Consider the following 16,816-nt stretch of genomic DNA (forward strand, 5'->3'; position numbering starts at 1 on the left):
ATGACCATGCTTTTCCTAGGTCGCCATGCGCCGTGCCATCGGCAGGCGGGAGCGGGTGAACGCCCCGGCGACGAGCGCGACGAGCAGCGGGATGCCGATGCCGACCGCGAGCAGCAGCAGCCAGGGGACGTCCACGATCGCACCGTGCGCCGCCGCTCCCGTCACCTCGACGTCGGAGGTGAGCGGGCGCGTCACCGCGATGCCGGGGACGAGGCCGCCCGCGATCCCGAGCCAGCAGCCGAGCGCGGCGATGAACGCGGCCCGGCCCATGGTCAGCAGCCGGCGGGTGCGCGGGCGGGCGCCGATCGCGCCGAGCGTCGCGAGGTCGGGCAGCGCGTCGGCGGACGCCAGGCCGGTGGCGATCAGCGAGCCGCCGAGCGCGAGGACCGCCGCGACGGCCGCGAGCAGCAGGGTGACCTTGCCGAACGACCCGGTGAAGCCGCGCTCGACGTAGACGGACCCCTCGTTGCGGGTGAAGCCGTCCAGCGTCCTGTCCAGGCGCGCCTGCTCGGCCTCGGTGACGCGGTGGTCGGCGCGGTCGACGCCGAACGCCTCGGTCCGGACGGGCAGCCCGATCCGCTCCGCGACCCGCGGCGGGACGATCGCCCGCACGTGCGGGTCGCCGGCGGCGACGACGGCCGGCAGGTCCTCGACCGTCCGGACGACGTGCTCCTCGTCGTCCTCCCAGTAGAAGACCTTGGCCGTGGTCGTCCCGCCGGCCAGGGGCGCGGCGCGGAACAGGACCACCTTCCCCGCGTCCAGCGCGGCGGTGACGGCGGGATCGTCGCGGCCGAGGACCATGCGCGCCTCGCGGGCGCCGCCGACCACGTTGTCCATGAGGTCGAAGGAGGCGTTCTCGTCGCGCGCGGCGGCGAACGTGACCGCGGGGCACTTCGACCAGTCGTCGCCCACGCAGACGCCGTCCGGCCCCGGCAGGGCCTTCAGCGTGACGACGGGCACGCCCGGCAGGTCGCGCCGGACGGCCTCACCGACCGTGTCGGCCCGGTCCAGCGGCGGCCTGACCAGCGCCGATCCCATGGGCAGCTTCGCCTGGTACTCGATCTGCTCCTGCCGGAAGTCGCTGGCGCCCCCGATGGCCAGCGCGGTGATCCCGGCGACGGCCGCCATGATCGCGGCGACCGCGGGCGCGGTCCGGGCCCGGTTGCGGCCCGCGTCGCGGACGGCGAGGCGCAGCGGCAGCGGCAGCCGGCGCGCGAGCCGGCCGGTCGCCCCGACCAGCCACGGGCAGGCGAGCACGAGCCCGATGATGATCGCGGCCGCGCCGATCGCGGCGCCGAACTCGCGCCATTTCCGGACGCCCTCCAGGCACAGCGCCACGCCCGCGACCACGAGGACGCCGCCGGCGACCGGCCAGCCGCGGCGGGCCGCGGCCGGCGCCTCGCGGCGTCCGGACAGGACGGCGACGACGTCCGTCCGGGCGGCCTGGGCGGCCGGGACGAGCGCGGCCAGCAGCCCGCTGCCCGCGCCGACCAGCATCGTCACGGCGACGAGGAGCCACGGCACGGTGAACGGGCCGAGCGGTTCGGCGCCGCGGGCCTCGGCGGTCCGCGCGACGACGGCGGCGGCGGCGATCCCGAGCGCGGCGCCGCCGACCGCGGCGGTCCCGCCGAGCAGCAGCCCGCTCGCCAGCACGACGGCGCGCAGGTGCCGGCCCTCCCCGCCGGACGCGGCGACCAGCGCGAGGTCGCGGCGGCGGCGCCGGACGTCCACCACGAACGCCGGTCCGGCGAGCAGTACGACCTCCAGCACGATCATCGCGACGATCAGCGCCAGCACGGCGCTCTCGGCGGCGGACGGGGGCTCCGCGCCGGCCGACCGGTCCAGGGCCGTGCTGGTGGCCCGCAGCACGGCGAGGGCGACCACGGCGCAGATCGGCAGCCCGATCATGCCCAGTACGAGCGCCGTGCGGCCCTTGGCGCGCAGCGCGTCCTGGCGGGCGAGGCGCAGCGCGAATCCGTAGCGGGTCACGTCGTCTCCTGCAGCAGGCTCTCGGGGCCGGAGGGGCCGGGGGTGGTGTCGACGAGCCGGCCGTCGCGCAGGAACACGACCCGGTCGGCCCAGGCGGCGTGCCGGGACTCGTGCGTCACCATCAGGCAGGACGCGCCCGCGTCGCAGCGGCCCCGCAGGACCCGCATGACGTCCTCGCCGGTGTGGCTGTCGAGCGCGCCGGTCGGCTCGTCGGCGAGGACGAGCCGGCGGTCGCCGACGAGCGCGCGGGCGATCGCGACGCGCTGCTGCTGGCCGCCGGACATCTCGTCGGGGAACCGGTCGGCCAGTTCGCCGACGCCGACCTCCTCCAGCGCCTGCCGCGCCTCCCGCTGGGCCTGCCGGGCGCGGACGCCGTCCAACTCACGCGGCAGCATGACGTTCTCGGCCGCGGTGAGGCTGGGGATGAGGTTGAGGTCCTGGAAGACGTAGCCGACGGAGCGGCGGCGCAGGGCCGAGCGGGCCGCCCGGCCGAGCCCGCCGAGGTCGGCGCCGTCCACGACGACCTGCCCGGACGTGGGCGTGTCGAGGCCGCCGGCGAGGGTCAGCAGGGTCGACTTGCCGGAGCCGGACGGGCCCATCACCGCGACGAACTCGCCCGCCGCGACGTCCATCGTCACTCCGGCGAGGGCGTGCACGAGGGCCGCGCCGCTCCCGTGGTCGCGGGACACCTCCCGCAGGGACAGCACGCTCATCGCCGCGCCTCCTCGCCGGTGTGCGCGGGCGCCTCGGCGGGCGCCTCGGCGGGCGCGAACGGGGCGGGCGGCTCGGCGCGGACGACGTAGGTCTCGCAGTGGTCCAGCCAGCGCACCTCGGCCTCCGCCTGGAAGATCATGGACTCCAGGACCAGCCGCCAGGCGCGGTCGCCCTGGTCGGCGGGGACGGCGGGCGCGTCGGCCTTGAGCCGGGTGAGGTCCTGGAGGGTGCGCAGCGTGGCGGTGCGCTGCGCCTGGACGACGGCGGCGACGTCCACGCCCGGGGCGGTGACGGCCATCGCGAGCTTGATCGCCAGTTCGTCGCGGGGCCGGTCGGCCCGCACGATCGGGGTGGCGAACCACCGCCGGACGTCCTCCTCGCCCGCCGGGGTGATCCGGTAGACGAAGCGGCCCTCGTCGTCGGCGCCGACCCGCGTGACGAGGTCGTCGCGTTCGAGCCGGGAGAGGGTGGAGTAGACCTGCCCGATGTTGAGCGGCCAGGTGGCGCCGGTGAAGGACTCGAACTCGGCGCGCAACTGGTAGCCGTAGCGGGGCCCCTGGGACAGCAGTGCCAGCAGGCCGTGACGGATTGACATGCCTACCAAGTATGCATACCGAGTATCCCTTGGGCAATACCGAGTATGCATCCACAAGGACACACCGCCGAGTTTTCACTGTGAGCGACGACTCGGAGCCTTAACGTGACCTGTGTCCCCGGCCGATCAGGAGAGACCCGTGACCTCGGACTGCACCTCGGACTCCGCAGCGACCCCGAACCACGTCCCGGAACACGCCCCGGAACACGCCCCGGAACACGCCCCGGAGTCCGCTCCGGACGACGCATCGGACTGCCACGCCAGCGTCCTGCGCGACGTGCTGGGCGTGTACGACCACCGCTACCTGAGCCTCGACCGCCTCCAGCGGGAGCGGCTCGTGGACGGCACCCGCCGCGTCCTCGGCGAGGAGGGGCTGAGCGAGGCGGTCCGCGCCGCGCTGCCCGCGTCCGCCCGGCTCCGGGCCTTCTGCATCCGGCACGGCCTGCGCGAGGAGCTGGAGCGGCTGATCCGCGACGAGGCGGAGGGCAGCCCGGCGGGCGCCGTCGTGGTCGGCGGCCGCATCTACGCCATGTACCCCTACCTGCGCGGAGTCCCCCGCCAGGACGCCGACATCACCACCGAGGTCGGCGTCGACCACCGGCTGGACGCGGTCGGCTGGCAGGGCCGCCAGGTGCGCATCCGCGGCGTCGCGGCACTCCAGCGCGTCGAGACGAACCGCACCGCCGTCGACCTCATCCTGCGGGAGCGGACGTCCGGCAGGGAGCACGGCTTCCCCGCCGTCCCCCGGCCCGACGGCGCCCGCGGGTTCGAGGCCGTCGCCGACCCCGCCGCCGTGGAACCGGGGCGCTGGGACGTGCACGTCGCGGCGACCGCGCTCGGCGTCACCCGCGAGGCCCGCTTCGGCGCCGTCCGCGCCGGCGGGCTGCGGACCGGCCCGCAGCGGCGGGCGGCCGGCGCCAAGGACGTCGCCGTCTACTTCACCAAGGGCGGCCACCTGGCGCTGCTGGTGACCGGCGCGCCCGGCGGCACGTCCCCCCTGGCCAGACTCCTGCGCCGCTTCCGTTGAGCTGCGGCGTGTTGTTGTCATCCGCACGCGGATGACAACAACACGCCGCAGGTGAACGATGCGGGTCAGTCGTTCAGCCAGCTCATCATCGGGCGCAGCTCGGCGCCCGTCTTCTCGATCGGGTGCGCGGCCAGCTCGTCCCGGTACTGCTGGAACTGCTTCTGGCCGCCCTCGAACTCGTCCACCAGCTCCTTGGCGTACTGCCCGGACTGGATCTCGCCGAGGATCTTCTTCATCGCGGCCTTGGTCTCCGGCGTGATCACGCGCGGGCCGCGGCTGTAGCCGCCGTACTCGGCGTTGTCGGACACCGACCAGTACATCTTGTGGATGCCGCCCTCGTACATGAGGTCGACGATCAGCTTCATCTCGTGCAGGACCTCGAAGTAGGCGACCTCCGGCTGGTAGCCGGCCTCGGTCAGCACCTCGAACCCGGTCTTGATCAGCTCGGAGACGCCGCCGCACAGCACGGCCTGCTCGCCGAACAGGTCGGTCTCGGTCTCCTCGGTGAAGGTGGTCTTGATGCCGCCCGCGCGCAGCCCGCCGATCGCCTTGGCGTAGGAGAGCGCCAGCGGCCAGGCGTTGCCCGACGGGTCCTTCTCCACGGCCACGATCACCGGCACGCCGCGCCCGGCGACGAACTGGCGGCGGACGAGGTGCCCCGGGCCCTTCGGCGCGACCATGGCCACGTCCACGCCCTCCGGCGGCTGGACGAGGTCGTAGCGGATGCTGAAGCCGTGGCCGAAGAACAGCGCGTCGCCCTCGACGAGCGCCGGCTTGATGTCCTTCTCGAAGATCTCCCGGTGGTGGTGGTCCGGGGCCAGCAGCATGATGAGGTCGGCCTCCTCGGCCGCCTCCGCCGGGGTGACGACGCGCAGGCCCTCGGCCTCCGCCAGCTCCCGGCTGGCCGAGCCCTCGCGGAGCCCGACCCGGACGTCCACGCCGGAGTCGCGCAGGGAGAGCGCGTGCGCGTGCCCCTGGCTGCCGTAGCCGATGACCGCCACGTGCCGGCCCTGGATCACGCTCAGGTCGGCGGCGTCGTCGTAGAACATCTCAGCCACAGTGCTGTCGCCTTTCGTTGTTATGAGGTGAGTTCACGCGCTGCGCTCGATGGCCCGCAGCGAGCGGTCGGTGATGGACCGGGCGCCGCGGCCGATGGCCACCATGCCCGACTGCACCAGTTCCTTGATGCCGAACGGCTCCAGGACCCTGATGAAGGCGTCCAGCTTGTCACGGTTGCCGGTCGCCTCGATGGTGACGGCGTCCGGTGCGACGTCCACCACCTTGGCACGGAACAGGTTGACGGTCTCCAGCACCTGCGACCGCGTCTCCGCGTCGGCGCGCACCTTGACCAGGACGAGCTCGCGCTGGACGGACGCCGAGGAGTCCAGCTCGACGATCTTCAGGACGTTGATCAGCTTGTTCAGCTGCTTGGTGACCTGCTCGAGCGGCAGGCCGGCGACGTTCACCACGATCGTCATCCGGGAGATGTCCGGGTGCTCGGTGGTGCCGACCGCGAGGGACTCGATGTTGAAGCCGCGCCGGGAGAACAGCGCCGCGACCCTGGCGAGGATGCCGGGCTTGTTCTCCACCAGCACCGAGAGGGTGTGCAGGCTCATCGGGGTCAGTCTCCGTTCTCCCACTCGGGCGCCATGTCCCGCGCGATCTGGATGTCGTCGTTGGTGGTGCCGGCCGCGACCATCGGCCAGACCATGGCGTCCTTGTGGACCACGAAGTCGATCACGACCGGGGCGTCGTTGATCTCCATGGCCTTGGCGATGACCTCGTCGACGTCCTCGGCCTTCTCGCAGCGCAGCCCGACGCAGCCGTAGGCCTCGGCGAGCTTGACGAAGTCGGGGATGCGCTTGGCGGCGTGCAGGTTGGTGTTGGAGTAGCGCTCGTTGTAGAAGAGCGTCTGCCACTGCCGGACCATGCCGAGGTTGCCGTTGTTGATCACGGCGATCTTCACCGGGATGCCCTCGATCGCACAGGTCGCGAGCTCCTGGTTGGTCATCTGGAAGCAGCCGTCGCCGTCGATCGCCCACACCGTCGTGTCGGCCGCGCCGACCTTGGCGCCCATCGCGGCGGGGACGGCGTAGCCCATCGTCCCGGCCCCGCCGGAGTTCAGGAACGCGCCCGGCCGCTCGTACTTGATGAACTGCGCGGCCCACATCTGGTGCTGGCCGACGCCCGCGACGTAGTAGGCGTCCGGCCCGGCGATCGCCCCGATCCGCTCGATGACGTACTGCGGGGACAGCGAGCCGTCCGCCGGCGTGTCGTAGCCCAGCGGGTAGGTCTCGCGCCAGGCGTCGAGCTGCCGCCACCAGTCGGTGTAGTCGCCCTTGTGGCCCTGCTCGTGCTCGTTCTGCACGGCGACGATCAGGTCGGCGATGACCTCGCGGGCGTCCCCGACGATCGGGACGTCGGCGTGCCGGTTCTTGGAGATCTCCGCCGGGTCGATGTCGGCGTGCACGACCTTGGCGTGCGGCGCGAACCCGTCCAGCTTGCCGGTGACCCGGTCGTCGAACCGGGCGCCGAGGGTGACCAGCAGGTCCGAGCGCTGCAGCGCGCCGACCGCGCCGACGCCGCCGTGCATGCCGGGCATGCCCATGTGCAGCGGGTGGCTGTCGGGCAGCGCGCCCTTGGCCATCAGCGTGGTGACGACGGGCGCGCCGGTCAGCTCGGCGAGCACCTTGAGCTCGGCGGACGCGCCGGCCTTCAGCACCCCGCCGCCGACGTACAGCACCGGCCGCTCGGCGTTCACGATCAGCCGTGCCGCCTCGCGGACCTGCTTGGAGTGCGGCCGGGTCACGGGCCGGTAGCCGGGCAGCTGGAGCTGGACGGGCCACTCGAACTCGACGGTGGCCTGCAGCGCGTCCTTGGCGATGTCGACCAGGACCGGGCCGGGCCGGCCGGTGCCCGCGATGTGGAACGCCTCGGCGATCGTCCGGCCGATGTCGGCGGCCTTGGTGACCAGGAAGTTGTGCTTGGTGATCGGCATCGTGATGCCGGCGATGTCGGCCTCCTGGAAGCCGTCCGTCCCGATGAGGGAGGACGCGACCTGGCCGGTGATCGCCACGATCGGCACCGAGTCCATGTAGGCGTCGGAGATCGCCGTGACCAGGTTCGTCGCGCCGGGGCCGCTGGTGGCCATGCAGACGCCCACCTTGCCGGTCACCATCGCGTAGCCCTGGGCGGCGTGGCCGGCGCCCTGCTCGTGCCGGACGAGGATGTGGCGCAGCTTCTTGGAGTCGAACAGCGGGTCGTACGCCGGGAGGATCGCGCCACCCGGAATGCCGAACACGGTGTCGACGCCGACGTTCTCCAGGGCGCGCACCAGCGCCTGGGCTCCCGTCATCTGTTCGGTCGTCATGATTCTGCGGTTCCTTGGGGAGTGAGTCTTGGCTCGCCGGGCAACAAAAAACCCCCGCCGCCGTGGAGCGGTCGAGGGGAGGCGCGCAGGACGAGAAGCTTGGTCAGCCCGCGCGCCGGCCAAGTACTACGAGGATGGTGAAAGTGCTCTGCACGGGCCTACTTTCGCCGATGTCCGGCCCGCGGTCAAATCCGTGGACACTAAATCTCAGATCCTGAGACATTTGTGGTGCGTCTCACGTGGGCGGCGGGTCAGCCCGGGAGGGGCAGCGCCACGTCGCCGGGACGGCTGCGGCCGCCGAGGTTCGTCCGCACCAGCGACTCGACCCGCCCGGCCGCCATCGGCCGCGCCACGAGGAAGCCCTGGCCGCGCGGGCAGCCCATCTCCCGCAGCAGCTCCAGCTGCTCGGGCCGCTCGATGCCCTCCGCGACCACGGTCAGCCCGAGGTCGCTGCCGAGCCGCACGATCGTGCGGGTGAGCAGCGTCAGCGTCTCGTCCGAGCCGAGGCCCGCCACGAACGACGGGTCGATCTTGATGATGTCGACCGGGAGCTGGCCGAGGTAGGCCAGCGAGGCGTACCCGGTGCCGAAGTCGTCGATCGCCAGCCGCACGCCGAGGCCGCGCAGCTCCGACAGCCGCGCCACGTTCTGGCCGGCGTCCTCGACGAGGACCTCCTCCCGGACCTCCAGCGTGAGCGCGCTCGGCGCCAGCCCCGTCTCCTCCAGCACCGCCGCGACCGTCTCGGTGAAGCGCGGCGCGGCGATCTGCCGGGCGGTGAAGTTCACCGACAGGCCGACGTCCCAGGAGTCGCCGCGCCACCGGGCGACCTCCCGGCACGCCTCCCGCAGCACCCACTCGCCGAGCGGGATCATCAGGCCGGACTCCTCCGCCGGGCCGATGAACTCCTCCGGCGGCACCGCCTCGTTCCCGCGCCACCAGCGCAGCAGCGCCTCCACCCCGGTCACCCGGGACGTGCCGAGGTCCACCACCGGCTGGAACTCGACCGCGAACTGCTCCTCGGCGAGCGCGGCCTGCAGGTCGCTGCCGAGCTCCAGCCGCCGGACGACGTCGGCGTGCATGTGCGGCGCGTACACCTCGACGCGTCCGCCGCCCGCCTCTTTCGCGCGGGCCATCGCCAGGTCGCCGTTGCGCAGCAGGTCGGCGGCGGTGCGGCGGACCCGGCGGCCACCGTCGGCGGCGGCGGGCTCCTCGTCGTCGCCGGCGAACGCTATGCCGACGCTCGCGGTCAGCACGATGTGCTTGTCGCCCACCTGGTAGGGGTCGACCGAGAGGACGCGCAGGAGCCGTCCGGCCAGCTCGACCGTGGCGCGCGTCTCGCGGTCGTCCGGCGGCAGCTGCACGAGGACGGCGAACTCGTCGCCGCCCCAGCGCGCCACCGTGTCGTCGGACAGGACGTTCGCGCGCAGCCGCCGGGCCGCCTGCGCGAGCACCTGGTCGCCGGCCGCGTGCCCCTCCGAGTCGTTCACCGCGGTGAACCCGTCCAGGTCGACGAACACCACCGCGACCTTGCCGCCGGACGGCTGCCGCGACAGCACCTCCCGCGTCCGCTCCTCGAAGTAGGACCGGTTCGGCAGGCCCGTCAGCCCGTCGTGGAAGGTCAGGTGCGCGACCTGCCGCTGCAGCGCCGCGCGCTCGCTGAGGTCCCGGGTGGTGACCAGCAGCCGGGCGGGCGTCCCGTCCGAGCCGCTGTACCGGGAGATCGTCGACTCGGTCGGCAGCCACGTGCCGTCGGCGGCGCGCACCCGGCACGACACCCGCAGCACGTCGTCGGGGCCGCCGAGGCCGGCCTGCTCGTCCAGGAACTCGGTGAACACCGCCTGGACGTGCGGGACGTCCTCGGGGTGGACGAGCTCGTTCAGCGGGCGTCCGAGCAGCTCGTCGGAGGTGTAGTGGTACATGCGCAGCGCGCCCGCGCTGGCGTACCGGACGGTCGCGTCCAGGTCGCAGATGAGGACCGCGTCGTTGATGCTCTCCGACAGCGCCCGGAAGTGCTCCTCGCCGGTCTCCACTGCGCGCCGCAGCGCGTCGTTCTCCCGCAGCAGCGCCGCGAGCCGCGCGATCAGCACCAGCGCCGCCGAGCCCGCGGCGATCGAGATGCCGGGCTCCAGGCCGTTGCGCCCGGTGAGGGAGTGCCCGGCGATGAACAGCGCCGCCGCGGCGGCCACGGCGGCGGGCGCGATGCCGGGGCCGATCATGCGGCCGCACTCCTCGGCCTCGACCGCCACGTCGGCGGGGATGTCGTCGACGGGCAGGTCCGGTTCGGCGGCCGGGCCCGTCCACGGCACCAGCAGCAGGAGCAGCAGCCCGGCGAGGCGCAGGATGTCGGACGGGTCGTCGGACGGTCCGCCGCCGTCCAGCCGGACGAACGTGGTGACGATGTCGGCGGCCCCGATCGCCGCCAGCGCGCCGTACCCCATCCAGGCGAGCCGGCGGTGCCCGCGCGCGGCGCCGAGCACGAACGGCAGCGCGCCGCAGACGAACACGATGTCGATCAGCGGGTACAGCAGCTCCAGCCCGAACTCCGACGGCGACTCCCCCGACCGGTGGTACAGGGCGCCGAACAGCGCGACCCAGCCGAGCACGAACAGCGCGCAGGCGCAGACGTAGGTGTCGGCGGCGTAGCGCAGCCACGTCCCCGCGTCGCGGGGCAGCCGGATCGGCACGACGAGGCCGGTGACGAGCGCGACCAGCGCGAACAGGTAGAACAGGTCGGGAACCGACAGCGACAGCGCGCTGCGGCCGGGGCCGTCCGACAGGGCTCCGCCGACGGCGCCGGCGAACCAGGACGCGGCGGCGATCCCGTACCAGCGCCACGACGCGCGCCACAGCCCGCCCGGGACGCCCGGCTCCGCCGGGACGCCGTCCGGCCGGCGGGACGACAGCAGCAGCGAGACGGCGGCGGCGCCCGCGGCGACCGCCTCCGCCCACGCGATGAAGGCCCGGCCGCCCCAGCCCAGCAGCGACCCGGTGGCGTACAGCACGCCGACGACCGCGGCCATGGCGACCGGCAGCGCACGCGGCGGTATCCGCCTCGCGTAGTCGCCGCTCATCGCGCCGTGTCCCTTCCTGCCCCCCGGTGGGGGCGTGCCGGCCCCCGCGGACGGTGACGCCGCACGCCGGGGGGAGAGTGGGTCCACGACCCTCGCCGCTCGTACAACGGCCGGAAGGTCGCGGATCGTGCCCCGCGCAGGGTCGGCGCGAAGCGGTGGCGGGGGAACCGGCCTGCCTGGGGGGAGCATGCCTGCCGGAGCCGCCTGCCGGAGATCAGCGACGTTGCTGCACTACGGGATCACCGTGTCGCTCAATGTACGTTCGGTAGGTCACGGAGCGATTGAGGCTGGGCGTCCTCCCGGCGACAAACGCCCTCGTGGCGGATCCGTTTGGGACATCCGAAAGGCGATCGTCACAGAATCGGCGGCTTGCCCCGCATGACGCTCGGTGACGGGGAACGACCCGCACGCCGGATCCGTACTACCTACGGGAGGCGTACATGCGACTGCACACGATCGTCCTGGTCTCCGCCGCGGTGCTCCTGGCGGGCTGCTCGTCCTCGTCCGGCGGCGGTGGCGGTGACGGCGGTGCGCGCACACCGGCGCCGCTGACGTCCGGTCCGCCGGCGGAGGCGACCGGCAGGCCGCGCACGGTGGCGTCGGGCCTCGAGGTGCCGTGGGCGGTCGCGTTCCTGCCCGGTGGAGACGCGCTCGTCACCGAACGCGACTCCGCGCGCCTCGTGCGGGTCGCGCCGTCCGGGAAGAAGACGACCGTGGGCACGGTGCCCGGCGTCGAGCCGCAGTCGGAGGCGGGGCTACTGGGCGTAGCGGTGTCCCCGTCATATTCGACCGACCACCTCGTCTACCTGTACTACACGGCCGCGTCGGACAACCGTGTCGTCCGCGCCACCTATGACGGGCGCCTCGGCACGCCCGAGCCGATCGTCACCGGCATCCCGAAGGGCCCGAACCACAACGGCGGCCGGCTGGCGTTCGGCCCGGACGGGATGCTCTACATCACCACCGGCGAGACCGGCGACGGCCCCCTCGCCCAGGACAAGGGCTCCCTCGCCGGGAAGATCCTCCGGGTCACCCCCGAGGGGAGGCCCGCCCCCGGCAACCCGTTCGGGAACCGCGTCTGGACCTACGGGCACCGCAACGTGCAGGGCCTCGCCTGGGACGACAAGGGCCGCCTCTACGCCACCGAGTTCGGCCAGAACCGCTTCGACGAGATCAACCTGATCCAGAAGGGCCGCAACTACGGCTGGCCCGAGGTCGAGGGCGACGGGGACGGCGGCGACGGCTTCACGAGACCGCTGCTGACGTGGACGACCGACGAGGCGTCCCCGTCCGGTCTCGCCTACGCCGGCGGCTCCCTGTGGGCCGCCGCCCTGCGCGGCGAGCGCCTCTGGCAGGTCCCCCTGGACAACGGCGAGGCGGGCCGGCCGGTCGCGCACTTCGAGAACGAGTTCGGCCGGCTCCGCGCCGTCGTCAAGGCCCCGGACGGCACCCTCTGGGTGACGACCAGCAACCGCGACGGCCGCGGCGAGCCGGCCCGGGGCGACGACCGCATCCTCAGCGTGCGGGTCGGCTGACCGCCGTCCCGCGCCCTCACCGGGCCGCGGGACGGCGGCCGGCCGTGCGTCAGGAGGCGCCGAGCTTCTCCAGGATCAGCTCACGCGCCCGCCCGGCGTCGGCCTGCCCGCGCGTCGCCTTCATCACGGCGCCGACCAGGGCGCCGGCCGCGGCGACCTTGCCGGCGCGGATCTTGTCGGCCACGTCCGCGTTGCCGGCGATCACCTGGTCGATGACCGACGACAGCTCGCCCTCGTCGCTGACGACCTTGAGGCCGCGCTTCGCGACGACCTCGTCCGGCGTGCCCTCGCCCGCGAGGACGCCCTCGAACACCTTGCGGGCCAGCTTGTCGTTCAGCTCCCCGGCCGTGATCATCGCCTGCACCCGCGCGACCTGCTCCGGCGTGATCGGCAGGTCCGCCAGCTCGACGCCCTGCTCGGTCGCGCGCCGCGACAGCTCGTTCATCCACCACTTGCGGGCCGCGGGCGCGTCGGTGCCCTGCGCAATCGTCGCCTCGATGAGGTCGACGGCGCCGGCGTTGACGACGTCCCGCAGCTCCAGGTCGGACAGGTTCCACTCCGCCTGGATGCGGCGCCGCCGCGCCGCGGGCAGCTCCGGCAGCGACGCGCGCAGCTCCTCGACCCACTCCCGGGACGGCGCCATCGGCACCAGGTCGGGCTCGGGGAAGTACCGGTAGTCCTGCGCCTCCTCCTTGCTGCGCCCGCTCGTGGTGCGGCCGGTGTCCTCGTGGAAGTGGCGGGTCTCCTGGACCACGCGCCCGCCCGCGTCCAGCACGCCGGCCTGCCGCTCGATCTCCGACCGGACGGCCCGCTCCACCGACCGCAGCGAGTTGACGTTCTTCGTCTCTGTCCGGGTGCCCCACTCCCGCGCGCCGCGCGGCATCAGCGAGACGTTCACGTCGCAGCGCATCGAGCCCTGCTCCATGCGGACGTCCGAGACGCCGAGCGACCGGACCAGCTCGCGCAGCTCCGTCGCGTACGCCCGCGCCACCAGCGGGGCCCGGTCGCCGGTCGCCGGGATCGGCCGGGTGACGATCTCCACCAGCGGGATGCCGGCCCGGTTGTAGTCGACCAGCGAGTACTCGGCCCCGTGGATGCGCCCCGTCGAGCCGCCGACGTGCAGCGACTTGCCGGTGTCCTCCTCCATGTGGACGCGCTCGATCTCGATCCGGTACGTCTCGCCCTCGACCTCGACGTCCAGGTGGCCGTCCACGCAGAGCGGCTCGTCGTACTGCGAGATCTGGAAGTTCTTCGGCATGTCCGGATAGAAGTAGTTCTTCCGGGCGAACCGGCACCATTCCACGATGTCGCAGTTCAGTGCGAGCCCGATCTTGATGATGCCCTCGATCGCGGCGTGGTTGGTCACCGGCAGCGCCCCGGGCAGCCCCAGGCACACCGGGCACACCTGCGTGTTCGGGTCGGCCCCGAACTCCGTCGGGCAGCCGCAGAACATCTTCGACGCGGTGCCCAGCTCGATGTGCGTCTCGATCCCCAGCACCGGCTCGAACTTCACCAGCGCCTCGTCGTAGTCCATCAGCGTCGGGGTCGTCACTTCGCCTCCACCAGTTCCGGGGCCTGGGCCAGCAGGGGGCCGCCCCAGCGGCCTTCCAGGGCCCGCTCGACGGCGGCGCCGACGCGGTAGACGCGGTCGTCGCCGAGGACCGGGGCCATGATCTGCAGGCCGACGGGCAGGCCGTCCGACAGGCCGCACGGCACCGAGATCGCGGCGTTGCCGGTGAGGTTCGCCGGGATCGTGCACAGGTCGGCCAGGTACATCGCGATCGGGTCGTCGGCGCGCTCGCCGATCGGGAACGCGGTGGTCGGCGTCGTCGGCGACACCAGCACGTCCACCTGCTCGAACGCGGCCTCGAAGTCGCGCTTGATCAGCGTGCGGACCTGCTGCGCCTTGCCGTAGTAGGCGTCGTAGTAGCCCGACGAAAGCGCGTACGTGCCGAGCATGATGCGGCGCTTGACCTCGGGGCCGAAGCCCTCCGCGCGGGTCAGCGCCATGACCTCCTCGGCGCTGCGGGAGCCGTCGTCGCCGACGCGCAGGCCGTACCGCATCGCGTCGAAGCGGGCCAGGTTGGACGAGCACTCCGACGGCGCGATCAGGTAGTAGGCGGGCAGCGCGTAGGTGAAGTTCGGGCAGGACACCTCGACGACCTTCGCGCCGAGCGACTCCAGCAGTTCGACCGCCTCGTTGAACCGGGCGGACACGCCCGGCTGGTAGCCCTCGCCGGCGAACTCCTTCACCACGCCGACGCGCAGCCCGTTGACGTCGCCGTGCCGGGCGGCCTCCACGACCGGCGGGACGGCCTCGCTCACCGACGTCGAGTCCATCGGGTCGTGCCCGCTGAACGCCTCGTGCAGCAGCGCCGCGTCGAGGACGCTGCGCGCGAACGGGCCGGGCGTGTCCAGCGAGGACGCGAACGCGATCACCCCGTACCGGGACGAGCCGCCGTAGGTGGGCTTCATCCCGACGATGCCGGTGACGGCGGCGGGCTGCCGGATGGAGCCGCCCGTGTCGGTGCCGGTCGACAGCGGCGCCTCGTACGCGGCGACGGCCGCGGACGACCCGCCGGACGACCCGCCGGGGATGCGCTCCAGGTCCCACGGGTTGCGCGAGGTCTTGTAGGCGCTGTTCTCGGTGGACGACCCCATGGCGAACTCGTCCATGTTGGTCTTGCCGAGGATCACCAGGCCCGCCTGCCGCAGCCGCGCCGTGATGGTCGCGTCGTAGGGCGGCCGCCACCCCTCAAGGATCTTCGACCCCGCGGTGGTCGGCATGTCGGTCGTGGTGAACACGTCCTTGTGCGCGATCGGGACGCCGGCCAGCGGGCCGAGCTCCTCGCCCGCCGCGCGCCGCTCGTCCACCCTCCGCGCCTGCGCCAGCGTCGTGTCGCGGTCGACGTGCAGGAACGCGTTGACCCGCACGTCCACGGCCGCGATGCGGTCGAGGTGCGCCTCGGCGACCTCGACGGCCGACACCTCACCGGCGGCGAGCAGCTCCCCGAGTTCCGCCGCGCCCTTCCTGACCAGCTCCATCAGGCCTCCTCGTCCAGGATCCGCGGGACGCGGAAGCGCTGCTCCTCGGCCGCCGGCGCGCCGGCGAGGGCCTGCTCGGGCGTGAGGCACGGCCGTACCTCGTCCGTCCGGTAGACGTTGGTCAGCGGGAGCGCGTGCGAGGTGGGCGGGATGTCCTCCGCCGCGACCTCCTGCACCCGCGCGACCGCGGAGATGATCTGGTCGAGCTGGGCGGCGAGATGGTCGAGCTCATCGTCGCCGAGCGCCAGCCGGGACAGCCGGGCGAGGTGCGTGACCTCGTCACGGGTGATGGCTCCACCGGTGACTCCGTCCCCGGTGGAGCCATCGGAGGCGGCGTGCTCATCGAACATGGGAGAGAAACCGTTCCTGGGATGACGTGGGTTCACCGCCATCCTATGGGCCCGGCGCCCCGCCGCCCGACCGCTTTACGCAGGCCCGGCCCCGGCGCGCCGTTTCATCTCCGCCTGCGGGGAAGGCTTGTCACGTCCACCCCCGGGACGACGAGAGGAGCCCGCCGTGACCATCGGCGGCAGCATCGCCCTGATCATCATCGGCGCGATCCTGGCCTATGCGGTCAACTACGAGTTCAGCGGCATCGACATCCGCCTGGTCGGCGTGATCCTGATGGTCGGCGGCCTGATCGGCCTGGTCATCGGCATCGTCCGGATCGTGTCCGCCCGCCGCGCGGTCGACCGCCGCCCCCCGCCCCGCGTCCGCGAGGAGTACTACGAGGACGACTACGAGACCCGCCACCGCCCGTACTGACCCCTACTGCGGCGGCTGCGGCGGCCGGTACTGCTGAGGCACCGGCTGCTGCGCCCCCGCGCCCGGCTGCGCGTACGGCTGCCCCACCGGGCCGCCCGCCTGCTGCTGGAACGGGAACGTCACCGTCTTCGCCGGCGACTCCGACGCGCTCATCCCGGCCAGCGCACCCGCCCCGACGACCGCGGCCGACAGCATGACGAACCCCCCGAGGAGCACGCTGATGAGGTCGCCGATATCGGCGTCGCTCTGGTCGTCGGGCAGATCCGAGATGACACCGAGGAACACGCCTCCGGCCACCAGGATGCACAGTCCAAGGATCACTCCGCGCGCGGCGTTCATGACGCAGGATGGTAGCGCCCCCACCGACACCCCGTAATACCAACAGCAAACCCCCTAGTCATGGCGCCTGGGACGAGCACAATTCGCACCCTCCCGGACCAGACCCGAGCCACGCCGCAGACCGGAGCGGCACCCACGGGCAGGCACGCGGAGCGAGCTCTGCGAGCGCAGCGGGCATGCCCGGCGAGCCGGGCGACCGCAGCGACACGACACGAACCCGCACGGTCGCAAGGACCCGCACCGTGGCGTGAGGATCGACCGGCTCGTGACGGGGGTTCCAGGGGGGTCGCCCCCCTGGGAGATCACGCCGCGGGTTCGGGGGTTATCTGGGTGTGGCGGCGGAGCCAGGCGGTGGCGGTGGGGGCG

General features: G+C 73.2%; 14 protein-coding genes. 3 read left to right on the forward strand and 11 right to left on the reverse strand.

All coding sequences use genetic code 11. From position 1 onward, the window contains the following. Window positions 1-15 precede the first annotated feature (15 nt). Genes E1284_RS19475 through E1284_RS19485 form a run of 3 tightly spaced genes read right to left on the reverse strand, consistent with a single transcriptional unit; the run spans window position 16 to window position 3,298 of the window. Window positions 16-1,989 (reverse strand): FtsX-like permease family protein, encoded by a 1,974-nt coding sequence (locus E1284_RS19475; RefSeq protein ID WP_131940895.1) that lies wholly within the window; start codon window positions 1,987-1,989, stop codon window positions 16-18. Next, window positions 1,986-2,702: an ABC transporter ATP-binding protein gene (locus tag E1284_RS19480; RefSeq protein ID WP_131940897.1), complete on the reverse strand. Its 717-nt coding sequence runs from the start codon at window positions 2,700-2,702 to the stop codon at window positions 1,986-1,988. The genes E1284_RS19475 and E1284_RS19480 overlap by 4 nt, the downstream gene beginning before the upstream one ends. Beyond that, window positions 2,699-3,298 carry a PadR family transcriptional regulator gene (locus E1284_RS19485; RefSeq protein ID WP_131940899.1) on the reverse strand — a complete coding sequence of 200 codons (600 nt, stop codon included), beginning with the start codon at window positions 3,296-3,298 and terminating at the stop codon, window positions 2,699-2,701. Before E1284_RS19485 ends, E1284_RS19480 begins: the two co-directional genes overlap by 4 nt. Before the next feature lie 139 nt (window positions 3,299-3,437). Here E1284_RS19485 and E1284_RS19490 point away from each other — a divergent pair, with 139 nt between their 5' ends. Continuing rightward, window positions 3,438-4,325, forward strand: coding sequence for a hypothetical protein (locus E1284_RS19490; RefSeq protein WP_243714596.1), 888 nt, complete (start codon window positions 3,438-3,440; stop codon window positions 4,323-4,325). A gap of 65 nt (window positions 4,326-4,390) precedes the next feature. On the opposite strand, the gene ilvC is transcribed toward E1284_RS19490, so the two are convergent. From ilvC to E1284_RS19510, 4 genes are all read right to left on the reverse strand, one after another. Beyond that, window positions 4,391-5,374, reverse strand: a complete 984-nt coding sequence (ilvC, locus tag E1284_RS19495; protein ID WP_131940919.1) for a ketol-acid reductoisomerase — start codon at window positions 5,372-5,374, stop codon at window positions 4,391-4,393. A 42-nt stretch (window positions 5,375-5,416) separates the two neighbouring features. After that, a complete protein-coding gene (gene ilvN / locus E1284_RS19500) occupies window positions 5,417-5,941 on the reverse strand; it encodes an acetolactate synthase small subunit (RefSeq protein WP_131940901.1) in 525 nt (174 codons plus the stop codon). A gap of 5 nt (window positions 5,942-5,946) precedes the next feature. Beyond that, a complete protein-coding gene (locus tag E1284_RS19505; protein WP_279433054.1) occupies window positions 5,947-7,818 on the reverse strand; it encodes an acetolactate synthase large subunit in 1,872 nt (623 codons plus the stop codon). A gap of 128 nt (window positions 7,819-7,946) precedes the next feature. Further along, window positions 7,947-10,766: a putative bifunctional diguanylate cyclase/phosphodiesterase gene (locus E1284_RS19510; protein WP_131940905.1), complete on the reverse strand. Its 2,820-nt coding sequence runs from the start codon at window positions 10,764-10,766 to the stop codon at window positions 7,947-7,949. Window positions 10,767-11,206: 440 nt separating this feature from the next. On the opposite strand from E1284_RS19510, the gene E1284_RS19515 reads away from it, so the two are divergent. Beyond that, on the forward strand, window positions 11,207-12,301 hold the full coding sequence (locus E1284_RS19515) for a PQQ-dependent sugar dehydrogenase (RefSeq protein WP_131940907.1): 1,095 nt from the start codon (window positions 11,207-11,209) through the stop codon (window positions 12,299-12,301). A gap of 49 nt (window positions 12,302-12,350) precedes the next feature. Here E1284_RS19515 and gatB read toward each other — a convergent pair whose 3' ends face one another. The 3 genes from gatB to gatC are packed head-to-tail and all read right to left on the reverse strand — an operon-like array spanning window position 12,351 to window position 15,696. Next, on the reverse strand, window positions 12,351-13,835 hold the full coding sequence (gatB, locus tag E1284_RS19520; RefSeq protein WP_131940923.1) for an Asp-tRNA(Asn)/Glu-tRNA(Gln) amidotransferase subunit GatB: 1,485 nt from the start codon (window positions 13,833-13,835) through the stop codon (window positions 12,351-12,353). A 14-nt stretch (window positions 13,836-13,849) separates the two neighbouring features. Then, complete coding sequence (gene gatA, locus E1284_RS19525) at window positions 13,850-15,346, reverse strand: Asp-tRNA(Asn)/Glu-tRNA(Gln) amidotransferase subunit GatA (protein ID WP_207923846.1); 1,497 nt, start codon at window positions 15,344-15,346, stop codon at window positions 13,850-13,852. Beyond that, a complete protein-coding gene (gene gatC, locus E1284_RS19530; RefSeq protein WP_131940909.1) occupies window positions 15,346-15,696 on the reverse strand; it encodes an Asp-tRNA(Asn)/Glu-tRNA(Gln) amidotransferase subunit GatC in 351 nt (116 codons plus the stop codon). The genes gatA and gatC overlap by 1 nt, the downstream gene beginning before the upstream one ends. Window positions 15,697-15,862: 166 nt before the next feature. Between gatC and E1284_RS19535 the strand changes: the two genes are divergently transcribed. Further along, window positions 15,863-16,111 (forward strand): DUF6458 family protein, encoded by a 249-nt coding sequence (locus E1284_RS19535; protein WP_131940911.1) that lies wholly within the window; start codon window positions 15,863-15,865, stop codon window positions 16,109-16,111. A 3-nt stretch (window positions 16,112-16,114) separates the two neighbouring features. On the opposite strand, the gene E1284_RS19540 is transcribed toward E1284_RS19535, so the two are convergent. Continuing rightward, a complete protein-coding gene (locus E1284_RS19540; RefSeq protein ID WP_131940913.1) occupies window positions 16,115-16,450 on the reverse strand; it encodes a hypothetical protein in 336 nt (111 codons plus the stop codon). Window positions 16,451-16,816: the final 366 nt, after the last annotated feature.

The sequence above is a fragment of the Actinomadura bangladeshensis genome, assembly GCF_004348335.1.
Classification (GTDB): Bacteria; Actinomycetota; Actinomycetes; order Streptosporangiales; family Streptosporangiaceae; genus Spirillospora; species Spirillospora bangladeshensis.